Origin of the sequence: Treponema ruminis (assembly GCF_014201975.1) — a bacterium.
Lineage (GTDB): Bacteria > Spirochaetota > Spirochaetia > Treponematales > Treponemataceae > Treponema_D > Treponema_D ruminis.
This window is the reverse complement of sequence record NZ_JACHFQ010000004.1, coordinates 311129-328371: the sequence shown is the minus strand read 5'-3', so window position 1 is coordinate 328371 and position 17243 is coordinate 311129. Positions and strand designations below refer to the sequence as shown.

General features: G+C 43.9%; 15 protein-coding genes. 2 read left to right on the top strand and 13 right to left on the bottom strand.

Annotation, left to right across the window (positions count from 1 at the left end):
- The first annotated feature begins 52 nt into the window (after positions 1–52).
- Positions 53–1960: a hypothetical protein gene (locus HNP76_RS07565; RefSeq protein ID WP_184659120.1), complete on the top strand. Its 1908-nt coding sequence runs from the start codon at positions 53–55 to the stop codon at positions 1958–1960.
- Between the two features lie 168 nt (positions 1961–2128).
- Here HNP76_RS07565 and mmsB read toward each other — a convergent pair whose 3' ends face one another.
- From mmsB to HNP76_RS07530, 7 genes are all read right to left on the bottom strand, one after another.
- Positions 2129–3370: a multiple monosaccharide ABC transporter permease gene (gene mmsB, locus HNP76_RS07560; RefSeq protein ID WP_184659119.1), complete on the bottom strand. Its 1242-nt coding sequence runs from the start codon at positions 3368–3370 to the stop codon at positions 2129–2131.
- A gap of 1 nt (position 3371) precedes the next feature.
- Positions 3372–4928 carry a multiple monosaccharide ABC transporter ATP-binding protein gene (mmsA, locus tag HNP76_RS07555; RefSeq protein WP_184659116.1) on the bottom strand — a complete coding sequence of 519 codons (1557 nt, stop codon included), beginning with the start codon at positions 4926–4928 and terminating at the stop codon, positions 3372–3374.
- 90 nt (positions 4929–5018) lie between these two features.
- Positions 5019–6092, bottom strand: coding sequence for a multiple monosaccharide ABC transporter substrate-binding protein (chvE, locus tag HNP76_RS07550; RefSeq protein ID WP_184659114.1), 1074 nt, complete (start codon positions 6090–6092; stop codon positions 5019–5021).
- A 207-nt stretch (positions 6093–6299) separates the two neighbouring features.
- Positions 6300–7271, bottom strand: coding sequence for a substrate-binding domain-containing protein (locus HNP76_RS07545; protein WP_184659112.1), 972 nt, complete (start codon positions 7269–7271; stop codon positions 6300–6302).
- A 64-nt stretch (positions 7272–7335) separates the two neighbouring features.
- Positions 7336–8895, bottom strand: coding sequence for a response regulator transcription factor (locus tag HNP76_RS07540; protein WP_184659111.1), 1560 nt, complete (start codon positions 8893–8895; stop codon positions 7336–7338).
- Positions 8888–10387: a sensor histidine kinase gene (locus tag HNP76_RS07535; RefSeq protein WP_184659110.1), complete on the bottom strand. Its 1500-nt coding sequence runs from the start codon at positions 10385–10387 to the stop codon at positions 8888–8890. Before HNP76_RS07535 ends, HNP76_RS07540 begins: the two co-directional genes overlap by 8 nt.
- Complete coding sequence (locus HNP76_RS07530) at positions 10384–11355, bottom strand: sugar ABC transporter substrate-binding protein (protein WP_184659109.1); 972 nt, start codon at positions 11353–11355, stop codon at positions 10384–10386. Before HNP76_RS07530 ends, HNP76_RS07535 begins: the two co-directional genes overlap by 4 nt.
- Positions 11356–11592: 237 nt before the next feature.
- Here HNP76_RS07530 and rpmB point away from each other — a divergent pair, with 237 nt between their 5' ends.
- The gene (rpmB, locus tag HNP76_RS07525; RefSeq protein WP_184659108.1) at positions 11593–11826 is read left to right on the top strand and encodes a 50S ribosomal protein L28; all 234 of its coding nucleotides are present in this window, start codon (positions 11593–11595) and stop codon (positions 11824–11826) included.
- 91 nt (positions 11827–11917) lie between these two features.
- On the opposite strand, the gene HNP76_RS07520 is transcribed toward rpmB, so the two are convergent.
- The 6 genes from HNP76_RS07520 to gatB all read right to left on the bottom strand — a co-directional run bounded on the left by HNP76_RS07520 (position 11918) and on the right by gatB (position 17207).
- A complete protein-coding gene (locus HNP76_RS07520) occupies positions 11918–12334 on the bottom strand; it encodes a hypothetical protein (protein ID WP_184659107.1) in 417 nt (138 codons plus the stop codon).
- A gap of 9 nt (positions 12335–12343) precedes the next feature.
- The gene (locus HNP76_RS07515; RefSeq protein WP_184659106.1) at positions 12344–12799 is read right to left on the bottom strand and encodes an ASCH domain-containing protein; all 456 of its coding nucleotides are present in this window, start codon (positions 12797–12799) and stop codon (positions 12344–12346) included.
- Positions 12799–13104 carry a hypothetical protein gene (locus tag HNP76_RS07510; protein ID WP_184659104.1) on the bottom strand — a complete coding sequence of 102 codons (306 nt, stop codon included), beginning with the start codon at positions 13102–13104 and terminating at the stop codon, positions 12799–12801. Before HNP76_RS07510 ends, HNP76_RS07515 begins: the two co-directional genes overlap by 1 nt.
- 10 nt (positions 13105–13114) lie before the next feature.
- Positions 13115–13975, bottom strand: a complete 861-nt coding sequence (locus HNP76_RS07505; protein ID WP_184659102.1) for a hypothetical protein — start codon at positions 13973–13975, stop codon at positions 13115–13117.
- 110 nt (positions 13976–14085) lie between these two features.
- Positions 14086–15510 (bottom strand): hypothetical protein, encoded by a 1425-nt coding sequence (locus HNP76_RS07500; protein WP_184659101.1) that lies wholly within the window; start codon positions 15508–15510, stop codon positions 14086–14088.
- Positions 15511–15671: 161 nt separating this feature from the next.
- Entirely contained in the window at positions 15672–17207 is a 1536-nt protein-coding gene (gene gatB, locus HNP76_RS07495; RefSeq protein WP_184659099.1) for an Asp-tRNA(Asn)/Glu-tRNA(Gln) amidotransferase subunit GatB, read from the bottom strand.
- Positions 17208–17243: the final 36 nt, after the last annotated feature.

Below are 17243 nucleotides of genomic sequence, written 5' to 3'. Positions count from 1 at the left end.
AATAAATTCACTCCCGTTAGCAAGTGCTAATATTTCAAAAAAAGGAGTTTTTATGAAAAAATTAAAAGTTCTTTCAGCCGCATTAACAGCCTTACTGCTTGCGGCTTCATTCGGTTTCACATCATGCTCCAGCGATGATGATGATGACAAAAAAACAAGTCAGGACCTTGATCAGCTTACATCTTCCAGCATCAGTGACTTAAACGAAGCAATCATCAAGGCAAACGCCTATCTTGAAGCCGACTCTTCCCTCTCTTCCCTCAAATCAAATCTTGAAAAAGCAGAAAAAGTGCTTTCATCAAAAGATTCAAAAGACAGCGAGGCAAAAATCCTCATCACAGGAATCAATTCTGTCCTTGAATCAACAAAATCCGTAAAAATCACCGAGACAGCATTTAAAGACCTCGCAGGTCCAGGAAAAAGCCGCACTTACAAAGGTCTTTTTGCACCAACAATCTTGAAATCAGAATATGACTCAACATGGCTCAAATACATCACTCCCCTTATCGGAAGTGAAGCAGCCGAAGCAACGGCAAAAATGCTCAAATCCTCAATCAGTGGCCCGACTTACGGAAAAAATCTCAGTGCAGAGCAGAAAGCGGCTGGTCTTTTTAACTGCGAGCTGCACCCGGAAAACAGCCTGCTCACTTTCGCAGTAACCTCAGATGGAAAATACAGCTTAAGCGAGGGAACAAACACCTACACTTACGAATATCTGGGAATATCACACATGGGAAAAAACGACGACTGGCACGCCCTCTTCCCGTCAATGTTTAAAGAAGGCCAGTCAACAAGCTTCGACTGTGCGGTTTACAAGGCAAAAGAAGAAAATGCCGGAGAGTACAAATACCTCCTTCTCTGCCCGGATACACCGGAAAAAACATACCACATCGAATTCCGCTACGGCTCAAACATCAACGACCTTCAGTCAGCATTGAGCGGTGAATATGCCTTCTGGCTTGCAGCAGGTATTCCCAACGACGCAGATTCTGAAATGATTGAGAATGTAATCAAACTGTTCGTCGAGGAAAACCTTGCAGATATGGCAGAATATTCTTACGCACTCGTAAACATTCCTTTTGAAACCTTCTTTAAGGAAGAGGCCATCGAATTTGACGCATACAGCTCTGCAACAACAAAAGCGGCAGCAGGGAACATGTCTTATGGAACTTACCACACACAGACCACAGCATCAGAAGCAACAACACGCGGTATCACCTATCCTGTAAAGATTGCAAAAGCTTCACTTTCTTCTCTCACAGGAAATAAAATCACCGATGACACAGCCTCATTTGAAATCACGACCACGGGACGAGGGGCAAGCACAATCCGCTACAAAGGAAAACAGAATCTCTTCCAAAGTGCTGATTACAGCTACTATCTTCTTAAAGACGAGCCGGCTTATTACAAAGAACTTTCTGTCATTGACGGAAAAGTTTCTGCAGGTAAAATCGTGGGCGAGGCAAAAGAAATCAAAAATCTTTACGTCACGATTGCCGCCGGTGAAGCTCACCACGACTTCTCTCCGGCAATCACAATTTATGTAGATGATCCAAATAACGCCGGCAAGGTGACAAAGCTCACTTTCAGCGATGAGGCAGACAAAGCCGAAAAAATTACGGATGCAGGAACGAGTGAACAGGTTTTAAGTGCATTGAAAGCAATCGTCGCAACAAGCGCAGAAGGAAAATCTTACGGTCTTACAACTTTGAGCAACATCTTCTGGGGCAAAAGCCAGATTGGATTCAAAGCACCGAAAGACAAAGATTATTATCCTCAGCACGCTCTTGTCGGAAAAGAAGTTACAAGCCTTACTTTCATTACAGAAAAAGGCCTGTATGTTGCTAAGAACATCAAGGTTGGAAGCGTTGCAACTGATGCTGAAACAAAACTCCTAACCTTTACTGCAAATTCCGGTGACGAAGCAAAATTCGTAATCCCAAACTTGCAGGGAAAATAGCAGTAAGATTATCGGGTCAAGCCTGATAATGACTAATGACATCTTATTGTCATTGCCGGGCGTGCCCCGGCAATCTTTTGAGTGACAAAAAAGGGGTTCCCACCCGGGAACCCCAACATGAAAAAATTGTTTTGGAAGCCGCAGCTGAAATCAGCTTAAATCTTCCTTTTATTTCCCGCTCTTCTTCTTCTTTGACATTACATCAAAGAGTACTGCGAGCAAAAGGACCAAACCTTTAACGGCACGCTGCCAGTTCATATCAACACCGAGGATTGACATACCATTGTTCAATACACCCATGAAGATAGCACCAACTACGGCACCAGAAACTGTACCTGTTCCACCGTAAGCCGAAGCACCACCAATGAAGCAGGAAGCGATAGCGTCCATTTCGTAGTTCTGACCAGCTGTTGGCTGAGCTGAGTTCAATCGTGCGATTGTAACAAGAGCTGCAACTGCTGAAATGAAGCCCATGTTTGTGTAAGCAAAGAACATTACTTTGTTTGTGTTTACACCAGAAAGTCGGGCTGCCTTTTCGTTACCACCGATTGCGTAGAGGTAGCGGCCAGGAACTGTATTCTGTGTGAAGTAACCATAAGCTGCGATGATGACACCGAGCAGGATAAGGATTACTGGAAGACCACGGTCACGGGCAAGGAACTGTCCCAAGAGCACGATTACTACAGAAAGAAGGGCAATCTTTGCAATGAAAGAGCTCTTTGAAGAAACTGTGTAGCCGTTTCTAATTTTCTTCTGGCGGCTGACAATTTCCATTGCGATGTAAGCGATTACACAAATCAATGTTATGATCATTGTGATAATCAAAACGTGTTTGTCTACGATTTCACCGAAAACCTCAAGTTCATTTGCTTCTGTAAGCTCACCTGCGTTTGGAAGGAAGCTTTCGAAAAGGTTCAGATATTTCTGTGGGAACGGAGCGATTGGTTTACCGTCAAGAACGATTGTCGCAACACCGCGCCAGAGAAGCATACCGGCCAAAGTCGTAATGAATGGCGGAATGTGAACGAAAGCGATGAAGAAGCCGTGGAAAGCACCGATCAATGTACCAATGATAAGACAAAGACAGATTGCAAGCCAGATAGGCATTCCCAGATTTACAATGAAGACACCTGCAAGAGCACCAACTAGGGCTACTACAGAGCCGACAGACAAATCGATGTTACCACCGGTCAAGATACAAAGAAGCATACCTGTAGCAAGAATAACTACATAAGCATTCTGGCGGATAATGTTTGTGATATTTGCCGGAGCAAACAAAGAGGCAACACCCTCTGTTTTAATGCCGATCAAAACTTCAAAAAGAAGCATTACGCCTACAAGGACGAAAATCATTGTGTTACCCTTGAAAACAGCTTTCAAGGATGAGGTTAACTTATTTGTGTTTTCCATACTAGTCTCCATTTTTTCCTAAATTGTCGCTTTTACCAGAATTGATGATTTCTGTCATAATCTTTTCCTGAGTTGCACTTCGTCCGTCCATTTCGGCAACCATGCGGCCTTCGTTCATGACGTAGATTCGGTCGCACATGCCCAAAATTTCAGGCATCTCAGAAGAAATCATGATTACAGATTTTCCTTCTGCTACCATTCGGTTGATGACACAGTAAATTTCATACTTTGCACCAACGTCAATACCACGGGTCGGTTCATCCAGAATCAGGATGTCCGGTTCAGCAAAAAGCCACTTTCCAAGAAGGACCTTCTGCATGTTTCCGCCAGAAAGGTTTCCGACATTTTCCATGACTGTCGCACATTTAGTGTGCATTTCTACAGCCATGTGCTCTGAATACTGTCGCTCCTTGTCGAAGTCGATTACCCAGTGCTTTGAAATCTTTTCCGGTTTTGCGGCAGTTGTGTTCTTACAGATTGACTCGGTAAGAATCAAACCGTTACCCTTTCGGTCTTCGGTTACATAGGCAAGTCCGGCTTTGATTGCAGACTTAACGTTAGGGAATGAAACTTCCTTTCCGTTCATGTAAATGTGACCGCGGATGTTGGTTCCATAAGAACGGCCAAAGAGGCTCATTGCAAGCTCTGTTCGGCCAGCGCCCATAAGTCCTGAAATTCCAAGAACCTCGCCCTTTCGCAGGTTGAAGTTGATGTGGTCACAGACTTTAATTCCGTCAAATACAGGATGATCTACGCACCAGTCTTTGACTTCGAAACAAACGTCGCCGATATGTGGCTCACGTTTTGGGAATCGGTCGGTAAGGCTTCGTCCTACCATAGCCGAAATAATTGTATCTTCTGTAAAACTATCTTTCTGTTTATCAAGGGAAGTGATGGAAGTACCGTCACGGATGACTGTAATCTTGTCTGCTACATAAGAGATTTCGTTCAACTTATGTGAAATGATGATTGAAGTCATTCCCTGCTTCTTGAACTCAAGCATAAGGTCAAGAAGGTGTTTTGATTCTATTTCATTCAATGATGCCGTAGGCTCGTCCAAAATAAGAAGCCTTACATGCTTACCAAGCGCTTTTGCAATTTCTACAAGCTGCTGTTTTCCGACACCAATGTCTTTAATCAGAGTTTTTGATGAATCTTTAAGGCCGACCATTTTCAAAAGCTCATCGGCTTTGTCAAATGTCTCCGACCAGTTAATTTTTGCTTTGCTTCCCCGTTCGTTTCCGAGGAACATGTTCTCTCCGATCGTCAGGAGAGGAACAAGTGCGAGTTCCTGATGAATGATGACTATTCCTTTTGCCTCGCTGTCCTTAATCGTCTGGAATTTACAAACTTCGCCATCGTAAACAATATCACCGCTATATGTTCCATATGGATAGATTCCACTCAGAACATTCATCAAGGTTGATTTGCCGGCTCCGTTTTCACCACAGATTGCGTGAATCTCACCTTCTTCAACAGTAAGATTTACGTTATCAAGTGCCTTTACGCCAGGAAACAACTTGGTGATATTTTTCATTTCCAATAATGTCTTAGCCATTGGAACCCCTCTTTTTTTAGTTTTTGATCATTTGAAAAAAAAGGGCTGCCAGAATTGTGTTTTGACAGCCCCGAAGTCACTTTAGTTCAACTATTTGAGCTGAGCTTCTGTGTAATATCCAGAATCAATCAACAATTCTTTGTAGTTGTCTTTTGAACCGTAAACTGGCTCACAAAGGAATGATGGGATGATTCCTGTACCGTTGTTGTAAGTTTTTGTATCATTTACAACTGGTTTTTTACCGTTCATGATTGCGTCAACCATCTCAACAACTTTAGCAGCAAGTGTACGTGTATCTTTGAAGATAGACATAGCCTGTGTGCCTTTGAGCATGTTCTTTACAGCGATGATATCACAGTCCTGACCAGTAATGATTGGGAAGTCCTCTGCTGTATATCCAGCTGAAAGGAGAGCGTTTGTTACACCGTTAGCTGTTGAGTCGTTTGAACAGTAAACAGCGTCAAGTTTTGTGCCTTTTGGACCGTATTTGTTAGCTGTGATGAGGTTCTCCATTCGTTTCTGAGCCTCTTCTGTTGACCAGTTGAGAGTAGCAGCCTGAGCTTTTGCTGTCTGGCCAGAAGGACAAACGATTACGCCTTTGTCGAGGTATGGTTTAAGAACGTCCATAGCGCCACCAAAGAAGAAGTTGATGTTGTTGTCGCCTGGATCACCTGTGAAGAACTCCATGTAAACTGGGTCAGAAGCTGAGCGGCTCTTGAGGCCGAGTTTGTCAACGAGGTAGTCACCCTGGATTGTACCAACTTTGTAGTTATCGAATGTAGCATAGTAAGAAACTGCTTTTGAATCCATAATGAGGCGGTCATAAGCGATAACCTGAACCTTCTTTTTGCGTGCTGTTTCAAGAACGTTTGAAAGTGAAGAACCATCGATAGCAGCAATTACGAGGATTTTGCATCCACCAGTAATCATGTTCTCAACCTGTGATACCTGTGTTGGGATGTCGTTTGCAGCATACTGAAGGTCTACTTTGTAGCCAGCCTTTTCGAGCTGAGCCTTCATGTTAGCACCGTCCTGATTCCAGCGCTGAAGGTCTTTTGTTGGCATTGAAACACCGATTGGTGTTTTCTTCGAGATTTTCTTTGCAGCAAATACGCTCGGAGCGAGCATGAGGCCTGCAAGCAATACAGCAATAATTTTTTTCATAGGTTTCCCCCTTTATGAAATAATTAGAATTTAGCGAACAGGATTAAAATCCGTGGACGCTTTTTGTTTTGATGGTTTAATTCTACATTATCAAGAGGGAGGATTTTCGCCCATCTTTTTCAAATTTTTGCTATTTTGTGTTAAATTTCGATATAAAACTAGAATTTCTTGCCATTCTTTCTAGAATTTTTTGTACTAAGATTTGTGCTACTTGTAAATTTCACCGTGAGTGTGGAAGCCTGAGCCTACAACAACGGAATCAATCGTGTCCTTAGTGACAATCTTTGGCTCAAGCCAGACGACCGGAATTTCAGCAAAACCATTATTGATGGTCTTTCCGCTTCGGACAATGTCTTCGACTTTTTCGCCCTTTGCAAGAAGAACTGCATAGTCTGCGGCCTGCTCGGCAAGCGAGGTAATCGGCTTGTAAACGGTAAAGGACTGGAGGCCCCGAACAATGTTCTGGCAGGCGGCAATATCAGCATCCTGACCGCAAATAGCGACATGCCTGTCCGGGCAATAATCAGCAATCGCCTGAATCACGCTGCCTGCAAGAGCGTCGTTTCCGCAGATGATTGCGTCCGGAATTTTGCTTCCCGTAACGATTTTAACGGCTTCCTGGTAAGAAAGGTCGTAATTCCAGCCTTCAGTGTAGTAAGTTCCCCGAATCTTCACTTTTTTATCACGGATGGCAGATTTTATTCCCTGCTGCAGGAGAATCATGTTGAAATCATCTTCCGGGCCAAGAATACAGTACCAGTCAGTTCCGACTTCCTGGGAAAGCATTCGTTTTGCCATCAGCTCGCCTACCCTCTCTGTATTTACGGAAATATACATGCTTATGTCTGCATCGGTGATGAGGCGGTCATAAGAAATCACAGGAATTCCTTTGGCCTTGATTTTCTGGATAATGTCAGTCAGCGAATCACGTTTTTTTGCAAGCACGACAACCGCATCAACCTTCCTCTCCATCAAATAAAGAAGCTGCTTGTTCTGAATGTCTACGCTGTTTCCCGCATTCTGAACGATTACGTCTGCCCCAAGTTCCTTGACCCGGTTCATGAAAATATCCAGATCGCGCTGCCATCGTTCCAGGGCAAGGGTGTCTATTGAAAAGCCTATGCAAAGTTTTGGAGCCTCACCGGAAGATTTTTCTGAATCCCGGGAAGAAATTTCCATTCGCCTGCATGAAAAAAAACAGAAGGTAATCAAAATTAGGAGAAATAATGAGAAAAAAGACTTTTTATTTTTGTGCTGCATCGCGGAACTCCGTTGGCGTCATGCCGAACTTATTTCTGAAAGTGCGGCTGAAATAGTTCTGGTCATTAAAACCGACCGCCGCACTGATTTCTTTTATGCTCAGGGAATTGTCCTTTAAGAGCATGCGGGCCTTTTCCATTCTGGCATCCGAGACGTAAGTGACGTAATTCACGTTCTTTTCTTCTTTAAAAAGCTTGCTCAAATAAAAAGCGCTTACGTTTACAGCCTGGGCCGTATCCTCAAGGGAAATATTTTCCGAAAGATGCTCTGAAATAAAGGCAGAGGCCTTTTCAATAATCGGATTGCAAGCCCGCAATGAAGCCTCAAGGACTGTGGCCGCAGACTCTGTGCAGAGGTTACGCACAAAAAGTTCCAGCCGGGCCATGTCGTTTTCCTTGCTCAAAACCGAAAAGGCATTGTCAAAACCTTCATTGTGATAGGAAGGGTCAACTTCAGTGGCAATATTCCTGGCATTGACGATAAGTTCGAAGAGGGAATTCTTGATTTTATCGATGTTGTCATGCTTTTTTTGAAGGGCTTCAAAATACTTTCCGATGAAAGCCTGCAGGCCGCCCGCATCGCCTGCCCTGATTCTGGCAAAAATCTTTTCTGCAATCTCGCCGGAACCCTTTTTTTCTTCCTGATGCTCGACCCATTCGTCCGCGAAAATGATTCCGCCCTGCTCTGAGACGGCGTTCAGCATTTCAAGAGCCTTGTTGTAGGCGGAACCTGTCGCAGCCGGAGAAAGTTCGATTTTGCTGACCCCGGCCCTGATTCCAGACTTTATCTGAATCGAAAGAAGGTTGTACAAGGCCTTGATGTTTTCGCTGATTACAGAGCTGTCGCCATTCTTGTACATTTTTGACGGAAAATAAAAGAAAATGGCGATTCTGTTCATCATGAAGGAGCCGATTATGCAGTGGGCCTTGGGAGTAAGGATGTTGCGGATTTTTGTGTAAATTTCCAGAAGTTTTTTGCTCTCCGCGTTTGGAATTTCAAGGATGCAGAAGCACCAGACGCAGTCTTCGATTTCAAAATAAGAAAAATAGTCAGAAACATCATTGTCGCCGCCAAAAGCCGCTGAATAAATGAAATCACTCTCAACCATTGGCGAAACTAAGTCTAGTTTTTTGTGGAGCTCAACTTCCGTGGAAAGCTGGCCCCTCTTTTTATCGACCGCAGACATGGCCTCACGAACAGTATCAATGACGGTATTTCGGTTGACAGGCTTGGTCAGGTATTTAAAAGCCCCCAGACTTACGGCTTCCTGGGCATACTGAAATTCATCGAAAGCCGAAAGGATAATGACCACCGTGTCAGGCTTTGAATGCATTATGTAGCGGACGGTTTCCAATCCGTTAAGGCCCGGCATATTTATGTCCATGAAGATGATGTCAATCTGATTTTTTGCTACGATTTCAAGAGCCTCAGTGCCGCTGGTTGCAGAAAAAATTCCTACCTGCTCGGAAAAATTCTTATTCAGGATAAAAGTGAGAGAATCTACCATTATTTGTTCATCATCAGTCAGTAAAATATTATACATTTGGAATCCTCAGCAAAAATTTAGTTCCGCCGCCCTCGTTATCAAGAATATCAAATACATCGTACCTGTGGAAATACAATCTGAGTCTGGAAATTACGTTCACAAGACCGGTTCCGTTTCCTTCAGCACTTTTAGAAACCTGCTTTTCAGAATCAAACTGAGCGGAAGCAGATTTTTCTTCCGGATTTAAGCTCAGCAGAGTTTTTTTGAGTTCCGGGTCAAATCCAGACCCGTTGTCAGATACAGAAATTTTTGTCATATAAAGTTCAGGCTCAACAGAAAGCTCCACACGGATTTTCGTGCCGTTATAGCCATGCTTGATGCAGTTCTCAACCAGAGGCTGCAAAATCATTCGCGGCAAGAGCTGCAGGTGTTTTTCGTTCGAGACATTCTTGACGAATTCGAACCTCTCTCCGAACCTGACTTTCATAATGTACACAAAGTTATCAATCAGGGCAAGTTCTTCGTCAATCGTAGCAGCCTGCCCCTTCTGACTTATGTTGTAGCGGAAGAAATCAGCGACCTGCTCCATAAAATAGCAGGTTTTGTCCGCGCCCTCAATCATTGCAAGCTGGGCTCCGGTGTTGAGGGTGTTAAAAAGGAAGTGGGGATTAATCTGATTCTGCAGGGCCCTCAGCTGAGCCGCCGCATAAAGTTCCCTGGCTTCAAGTTCCTTTTCGCGGAGTTCGGTTTCTTTGGCCGCCTTTTCCCAAATCTGGTCGATGTATTCACGGATACTGATTGTCATGCGGTCAAAAGCCCGGCAGATGGTTCCGATTTCCGTAGAATCATTGTTATTGAAAAGAGGAACTTCAAAATCCTTCTGGGCAATCCTAAGGGCAACCGAAGAAATATCTGAAAGAGGCTTGGTAATTGCCGTGACCGACATATAAACGAGGATGAAAACCAATATAAAGAAGACAAAAAGCAGGGCGCAACTGAGCTGGGTCAGGATAAGAAGCCGTCCCCGGTTTTCGGAGTAAACGTCAGCATTTCGCCTCATGAGCAGGATGTTCAATTCCTCAATCTGGCCCTGAAGCATATCATAGCAGACGAGACATTTTTTATAGCTGTCCTGGGCCTTGTACTCATTGTTTGCTCGCTGGGCCACAACCGCATATTTTCCAAAGGAATACAAGGTCATAATCAGCTGTTTTACGACGTATTCCTTTTGCAGAACCTTGTCCGTCGATGGAGACTCAGGAAACCAGTAAATCAATTCCTCGCTGGCCGCCTGAAAATGATAAAAGGAATCGATGCTTTCAAAAGTGCGGTAGGCTATGTAGTTTTCCAGCGATTTTTCCATGTTTCCCAGCTGAGTCGAAATTTCCGTCAGCTGGGTGTTAGTCTGATAGGATTCTCCCAGCCTCTCAATCATGCGCTGATTAAGAAAAATGATGACCAGAAGATAGAGGGTCATAAAGACTACCGCTGAAATTACACAGAACATGATTCGCCAGCGGATACTTTTGCCTTTGAAAGGAATTCTCATTTTTGGCCGCTCCTTCTGACTTTTACGTCAGCCGCAATGTAATTGTTTGCGTAGCCCCGCCTGATATACTCAAAAAGTTCCTTCATTGCAGTACGCCCGATTTTCTCAGAATCAATTGAAAGGAGTTCGGTCACAGTTCCCTTGCTGAGGTAAGTCTCAAGAACCTCGCCGTCACCAAAACCGATTATGCCGATTTTTCCATCCTTGTGGATTTCCGTGACAAGCTGGGCGATTCTGATTGTATCTTCGGTCGTGAGGCAGACCAGAAGGTCAAAAGATTCCTGCATGATCAGCTTTTTTATGTCGGCAACAGAGGAACTGATGCTGCCGGAAGTGTTGAAGTCGAGCACGGAAGTTTTTATGTCAGAATGAAGGGAAAGGGCGTTCGAAAGGCTGTTCATGAGGGTACTGTAATTGGTGCCGCTGTCCTCAGCAATGTTGATGATGGCAATCCGCCCCCTGCCGGAAAGATAATCCGAGCTTTCCTGGGCAATCTTTCGTCCCAGCTCAGAATAGTTGGTACCGATGAAAGAAATTTGAGGAAGTTCCGGGTGATACTGGGACAGGGTTACAAGCGGAATCAGCTTTCCCTGAATGTTAAGGGGCAGCTCAATGTTTCCAGGCATTTCCGGAATACAGATGATTATGCCGTCAGGATTGATAAAAGAAGCGAAATTAAAGAGGGACTGTAAATTTTTGTCAGATGAGTAAGTTTTGGGTACATAAAGCTCAACCACGCAGTCGTAAGCGCCACTGACAGACTGGGCGCCCTTGTAAATGCTGGTCAAAAAGTTTTCATCCTCGGACTCACCAAGAATCAGCACATGATGCTGACAGGATTTTGCGCTAGTAGCCGAAAGATCTTTGCGGCCCAGGGCCAGCGAAACCAGGTAAAAAAAATAAAAACAGGAAAGAATAAACAAGAGCAGCAGCAGAAAAACAACAGACACCTTCAAACGATTTTTCATAGATAAAAAAATTATATCATGAAGGAAGGGAGAAGTCTCCCCCTGCGCCCATACTTCGTTACGGGCTACCCCCTCTCCTAAGGGGCCAGCCCCTTAAAATCCCCAAAGCGAGCTTTTAGCCTGCCGGCGATTTAAATTGATTTTTTTGAAATCCCTCTCCCTACTTATTGACACTAATCCCCGATTTTCATATAATATTCGAACTTAATTAGTATTTAATTTTAGGTAGGTACAATCATGTCTAGAATTTGTGATATTTGCGGAAAAGGCTCTCAGCACGGCAACCGAGTTAGTAAGTCATACAACCACACACGCCACACTTGGAGACCAAACCTCATCAAGGTAAAGACAGAAGATTTCGGACGTACAGAGACTTTGACAGTATGCACTCGTTGCTACCGCTCAGGCTTCGTTACAAAGAAGATTTCTGTAGTTCCTGCAAATGCTGGCGCTCCAAAAGCAGCCAACTAATTCAATTTACTCAATTGAATGAACCCGCTGGATTTACTCCGGCGGGATTTTTTTTGCAGCCGGAAAAAATCCGGCATAAAAAGCATAAAAATTAAGAGCGTGTAATCAAAAGAGCCACGAGAATAATCAGGTGGGTTGCGAAGGTGTAAAGCCAGCTCAAAAAGTGATTGATTCCATTGTTGAAAAGGCCTTTGGCACCAAAGAAGTCAGAAAGAACAATCGCAGCAATCCAGACGATAATTACAATCAGTTTGAGAATGCGGCTGAAAGTTCCGATTCTGTCTCCGATGAAAAGCTGGAGAATGATGAAAATTCCAGAAAGCAGCTCGATTCCACCGAATACCAGCACGAGGATTTTCCTCAGGTCTCCGCTGAAAATGCTTTTGATTGCCTGACAGCCGAAGTCTCCCCCGCCCTGCAAGGCCCAGATTCCGCCAACAGCAAGCATGATTCCAACCGAAATGTTTGCAATCACCGGAAGAATTCTAAGTTCTGATGAATTAGACATAAGTCCTCCTTATTTTTTATAAATTACTTTGAAGATTTCACAGACGATTTTTGAATCCTCGCGGGCTTCAAATCCGCAAAGGTCAGCCTCGTCCTCAAGATATTCACGCATTTTATCCTGCCAGTCAGAAAGATTTTCGTTCTCACCGTCACGGCGGGCCAAATCCCAGGGAATTTCATTGAGGGGAACGATATTTACGTCAGTCAGCTCGATAATGCAGCAAGGCTCTTCCTTTGAATCAAGCACGACGTAAACTTCCCCTCGCGATGGCACCGGCTCCAAATTGATTTCAATGACATCAAGGGGAGTAAAAGTGGCTGTTTTTGCACCGGAAAGGACAAGAGAAAGCTGAGTCTGCCCGGTAAAGCCCGAATCCTCAAAAACAAGCTCGCCTGAATAAAGGGCATTTTCTTCTTTTTGATTCGTTGCTTTAAGATAAGATTTCCAGAATTCTGTCGTCGTCATTATTTTTTCCCTGTTTTTATCAGCATCAGGATAAAGGCAATAATCACAAATAGACTCGGAATGATTGTAAGCAGTAGCTGGACAAGGGGAATTTCATTTCCGAGGACATTGATGAGGCGGGAAGTCACGAAACCAAGCTTTAAAAGCAGGTCAAAGACAAGTGAAGAATAACCGGTAACAGCCGCCAGAACAAGGAACATCCAGGAAAAATCCCTTGTGCGGCTCCAGAGCATAATCGCAAGAAAGGCAATCACTCCGCCGAGAAAAAGTTTTATTATAAAGAAGATGATTTCACTTTCGCTCATCCCCTGCTCCCTAAAAATCGAAGGGTTTGTTTTTAAGCAAAGCGAAGTTCCCTTTATCAGCACCGAAAGGCACGATTGAAGGCTGATTGTAGTCCGGGCTGATTACCAGGTGGCAATCAAGACAGTGAAGGACAAAAGCCTGATATTCTGACTCAGGAACTTTCGGGAAAAGATAAGGACCTTTTCGCTCCCAGTATTTTGAAATAATCTGGTCGTAGATGAACCAGTGCTTTTCCTCGCGCTCCTGCAGGGCTTTGACCAGGTCGTAGATTGAGCGGGTTAAAGCCGCACAGATTGGAGCCGAAAGAAAACTTTCGCCTGGATAGGCCTTGTATCTTGTAACAAATTTTTCTATCTGAGCTTTAAGACCTTCCTCGTCGAGAGCAAGGAATTTTATCGCATCTTTTTTGACAGCCAGAATATAGATGTCACTCGTCCAGGGAAAGGGAGGAGCAAAAACAATACTGTCAATTGTACGCGGATCTACATTCGCGTTATTCCAGGGTTTCCAAAACGAAGTTGACTGAATTGAAAAATGAAGACCGATTTCAAGAGCAGCCTGCTTATCAGAAAAAGTGAATGCGACACGCTCATCGCCAAAAAGAGCAGAAACAGCCCTGTCCAGCTGGCTTCTCTCGCGCCCGCATGGGGAAGAAAAGTCAGTGAAGTATGAGCCCGTGATTCCGCGCTCCAGGACATTTTTGAGCACGGTAAAAACAGAGCCGCCCCAGCCCAAAAGCGCCCGGCCGCCTTCCTGATAAAGGTCGGTAAGGCGGATGCCCTTTGCCGTGTACAAAAAGCATTTGCGCGCACGCTTGATTGTGCCGAAGCGAGAATATATTTCTTTTGGAAGATTCAAAAATTCTAACATTTAGAAGAATTATATCAAAAAATAAAAGATATTAAAAGAAGAAAAAAAACAGGCTGCCAGTTTTGAAGCAATACTCCGTCTGGCAGCCTGTGAAAAATCAAAGGAGGAGATTACCAATAATGTGAATACGGGTCAACTTCTGGCAATTTGCTGACCTTCTCGAAACTTTCTCCGAAGTAGAGGTTTGTTCCGTCATAGAAAGCTTTGCCATTTGAGAACTCATCTACATCGGTTTTTGTTTTGATGAGCATTTTTCCAGATTCATCATCGTAGTCAGGCCCTGTTGAAGTACTTACAGTTTTGCCATTAACCGTCAAAACACCTTTATTATTCACATAGACGCCTGTAATGTCTGAAGTTTCACTAGTCGACATATCTTTATACATCTCATCCATTTGTTTTTTTGCTTCAGCCATTTCTTTTTCAGCAATTTCCTTATACTGCGGAGGGACATTACTCATGTCAAGCCCCATTGCTTTGAGCATTTCGTTTTTGAATTCTGATGTATAAGCAAATTTTGCATTTGATACCATTGCGCCAGTAAAGGCTCCTGCACTTGTTGTTTTAATCTCAACACTCATTCCGCCTGTCACCATAGCCATTGGAATTGAAACACCTGTTTTCTCATTTTCACCTTTTACGGTTTCGTTTATATCCAGGCTCCATGAGAAAGTTGAATCCAAGTCTTTACCTGCAGAGCGAGACACCACCATGTTATAGATATAATACTGATTATCAATCATAACAAGATGCAAAGACATACCCAAAGAAGACATTGCAGAAGACATAGCATCACCATGTTCAGAATCTACAATTTCCTTTAATTCGCCTGTTATTTTATTGTATTTATATGTAGCATGAGGCTTTTCATTTCTGTACTCAGTATGAACATAATACTCATTTACGATAATCTCACCATTTTCTTCGGTAAATTCATAGTAAACTGCATCATCGTCGTCATCAGAGCCATTGTTTCCTTTCAAAATGAGACCTTTAAGATTCTCTGTTGGAATTGAAAAACCTTCAATTTGTGCAATACTTGATTTACCAGCTCCACTACCAACTTCTACCTGAGTTACAAGCTGAACAAAAGGCTTTTTGCTCTTCGTAGCCTCCGGCGGAATAATTGCCGTAATCATAACAGAACAGTCTGCAGAAGGAGTTGTTGCGGTAATTTCAAATTCGATTTTTATGTTTGTAATTGATTTAAGAATAGCCTTGAAATTTTCAAGACCTTTATCCTCAGAATCTGCAGCGGCACGGCTTGCATCAACACGGCTCTGGCGGAAAAATTCTGTTACATCATCCCCCTCTTTGTACTTTGCGACAGTCGCATCACTCAACGGATTGCTGCTCAAATCAAGTTCACGAGTCTCTGTATAAGAACCACCCTTTTCTGCATTTTTTGACTCTACATCTGCACTTATCGCTGTAGCAGAAGGCAAATTGCTTCCACCATCATCACTGCTGTCACTACACGAGAAGAAGCCCAGCGAGAGCGTGACACACATAATTATACCAAGGATCTTTTTCATATTGACCTCCATAAAATATTACTTGATATAATTATACCAGTCACCCCCCCCCCATTTGTCAAGTATTATTTTTCGTTTCTCCGAAAAAAAAGGACATAGATTATATTATCCATGCCCTTTCCCTGTTTCGACAAGCCCTTTCAAGCCATTTTCAAATATACTTACAGTTTTGCCAGCTTTTCTGTGACAAGCTTGGTTGCAACGCCAGGATTTGCCTTACCCTTTGAAGCCTTCATCACCTGCCCCATGAGCCAGCCGACAACATTTGTCTTTCCGCCCTTGAAGTCAGCGACAGCCTTTGGATTATCGGCGATAACCTGATCAACGATTGCTTCGATTGCACCAGTGTCGCTGACACTCTCCATGCCTTCTTCTTTGATGATTTCGGCAGGCATTTTGCCAGATTCGAGCATCTTTGCGAAGACCTCTTTGCCCTGCGCCGAAGTGATTTTTTTATCGGCAATGGCGTTAACAAGCTCCGTGATGTGAGTAGGCTTAATGTTGACTTCGCTGATTGTAATATTCTTTTCATTGAGGACAGCAAGAAGCTCAGCCAAAATCCAGTTTGCGACTTTTTTGACATCTTTTGCACCCTCAGCAGCTTCCTCAAACCAAAGTGCAAGCTCGCGGGTATTTGTCAAAGTCTCAACATCAAAGTCACTAAGGCCATAATCCTTCTTGAATCGGGTGCGTTTTGCTTCTGGAAGCTCGCCGACACGGCCTTCTGCACGTTCGATAATCTCCTCGTTTACGCTGAAAGGCTTGATATCCGGCTCAGTAGTGAAACGATAATCGACGAAGCTGTTCTTTGTTCGCTGAACGACAGTCTGACCTTTTGCCTCGTCCCAGCCCATCGTAACTTTGAAACCTGCGTTGAACTCCTGGCGGTCATTCTGGAATTCTTCGAGCTGGCGTTTTGCCTCGTATGTACATGCCTCGCGGATTGCCTTGAAGCTGTTCAAGTTCTTGATTTCGGAAATCGGAGTATGATAAAGCTTACCGTCTTCCCAGACATTGAGGTTGATGTTAGCGTCGCAGCGCATGTTTCCTTCTTCGAGGTTACCTGCAGTAACTTTTACATAACGAAGAATTTCCTGAACAGTCTGCATGAAGAGAGCGGCTTCTTCCGGGCTGGACATATCCGGCTTTGTGACAATCTCAATCAACGGAGTGCCAGAACGGTTGTAGTCAATATAAGAATGTGCGCCCTGCAAGTGGAGAGACTTACCTACGTCTTCCTCAAGATGGATTCGCTCGATTCGAACCCGGCGGTATTTGTTATCGATGATACATGGCTCTCCCTTGAAATTTACAGGACGATGCTTTGCTCCGCCAACCTGCTCGTCTTTCGGGAAGTGAGAAAGCGGCAAATCAACATAGCCGTCTGTACACAAAGGAACATCGTACTGCGTAATCTGATAGCCCTTTGTCAAGTCAGGGTAAAAATAGTGCTTACGGTCAAATTTTGTGAAACGAGCAATGTCACAGTTGAGAGCAAGCCCCGCAACCGCACCAAGCTCAACATACCCCTTAGAAATTCGAGGCATAGCACCAGGCAAGCCCAAACAAACCGGGCAAACTCGAGTGTTCGGCATTCCGCCATAACGGTTCTCACAAGCACAGAAAGCCTTAGTTTTAGTCAAAAGCTGCGTATGAATCTCACAGCCGATTACAATTTCGTATTTATCGATAGCCATTTTTCGCTCCAAAAGTGATTCAAGCTACAGTATATC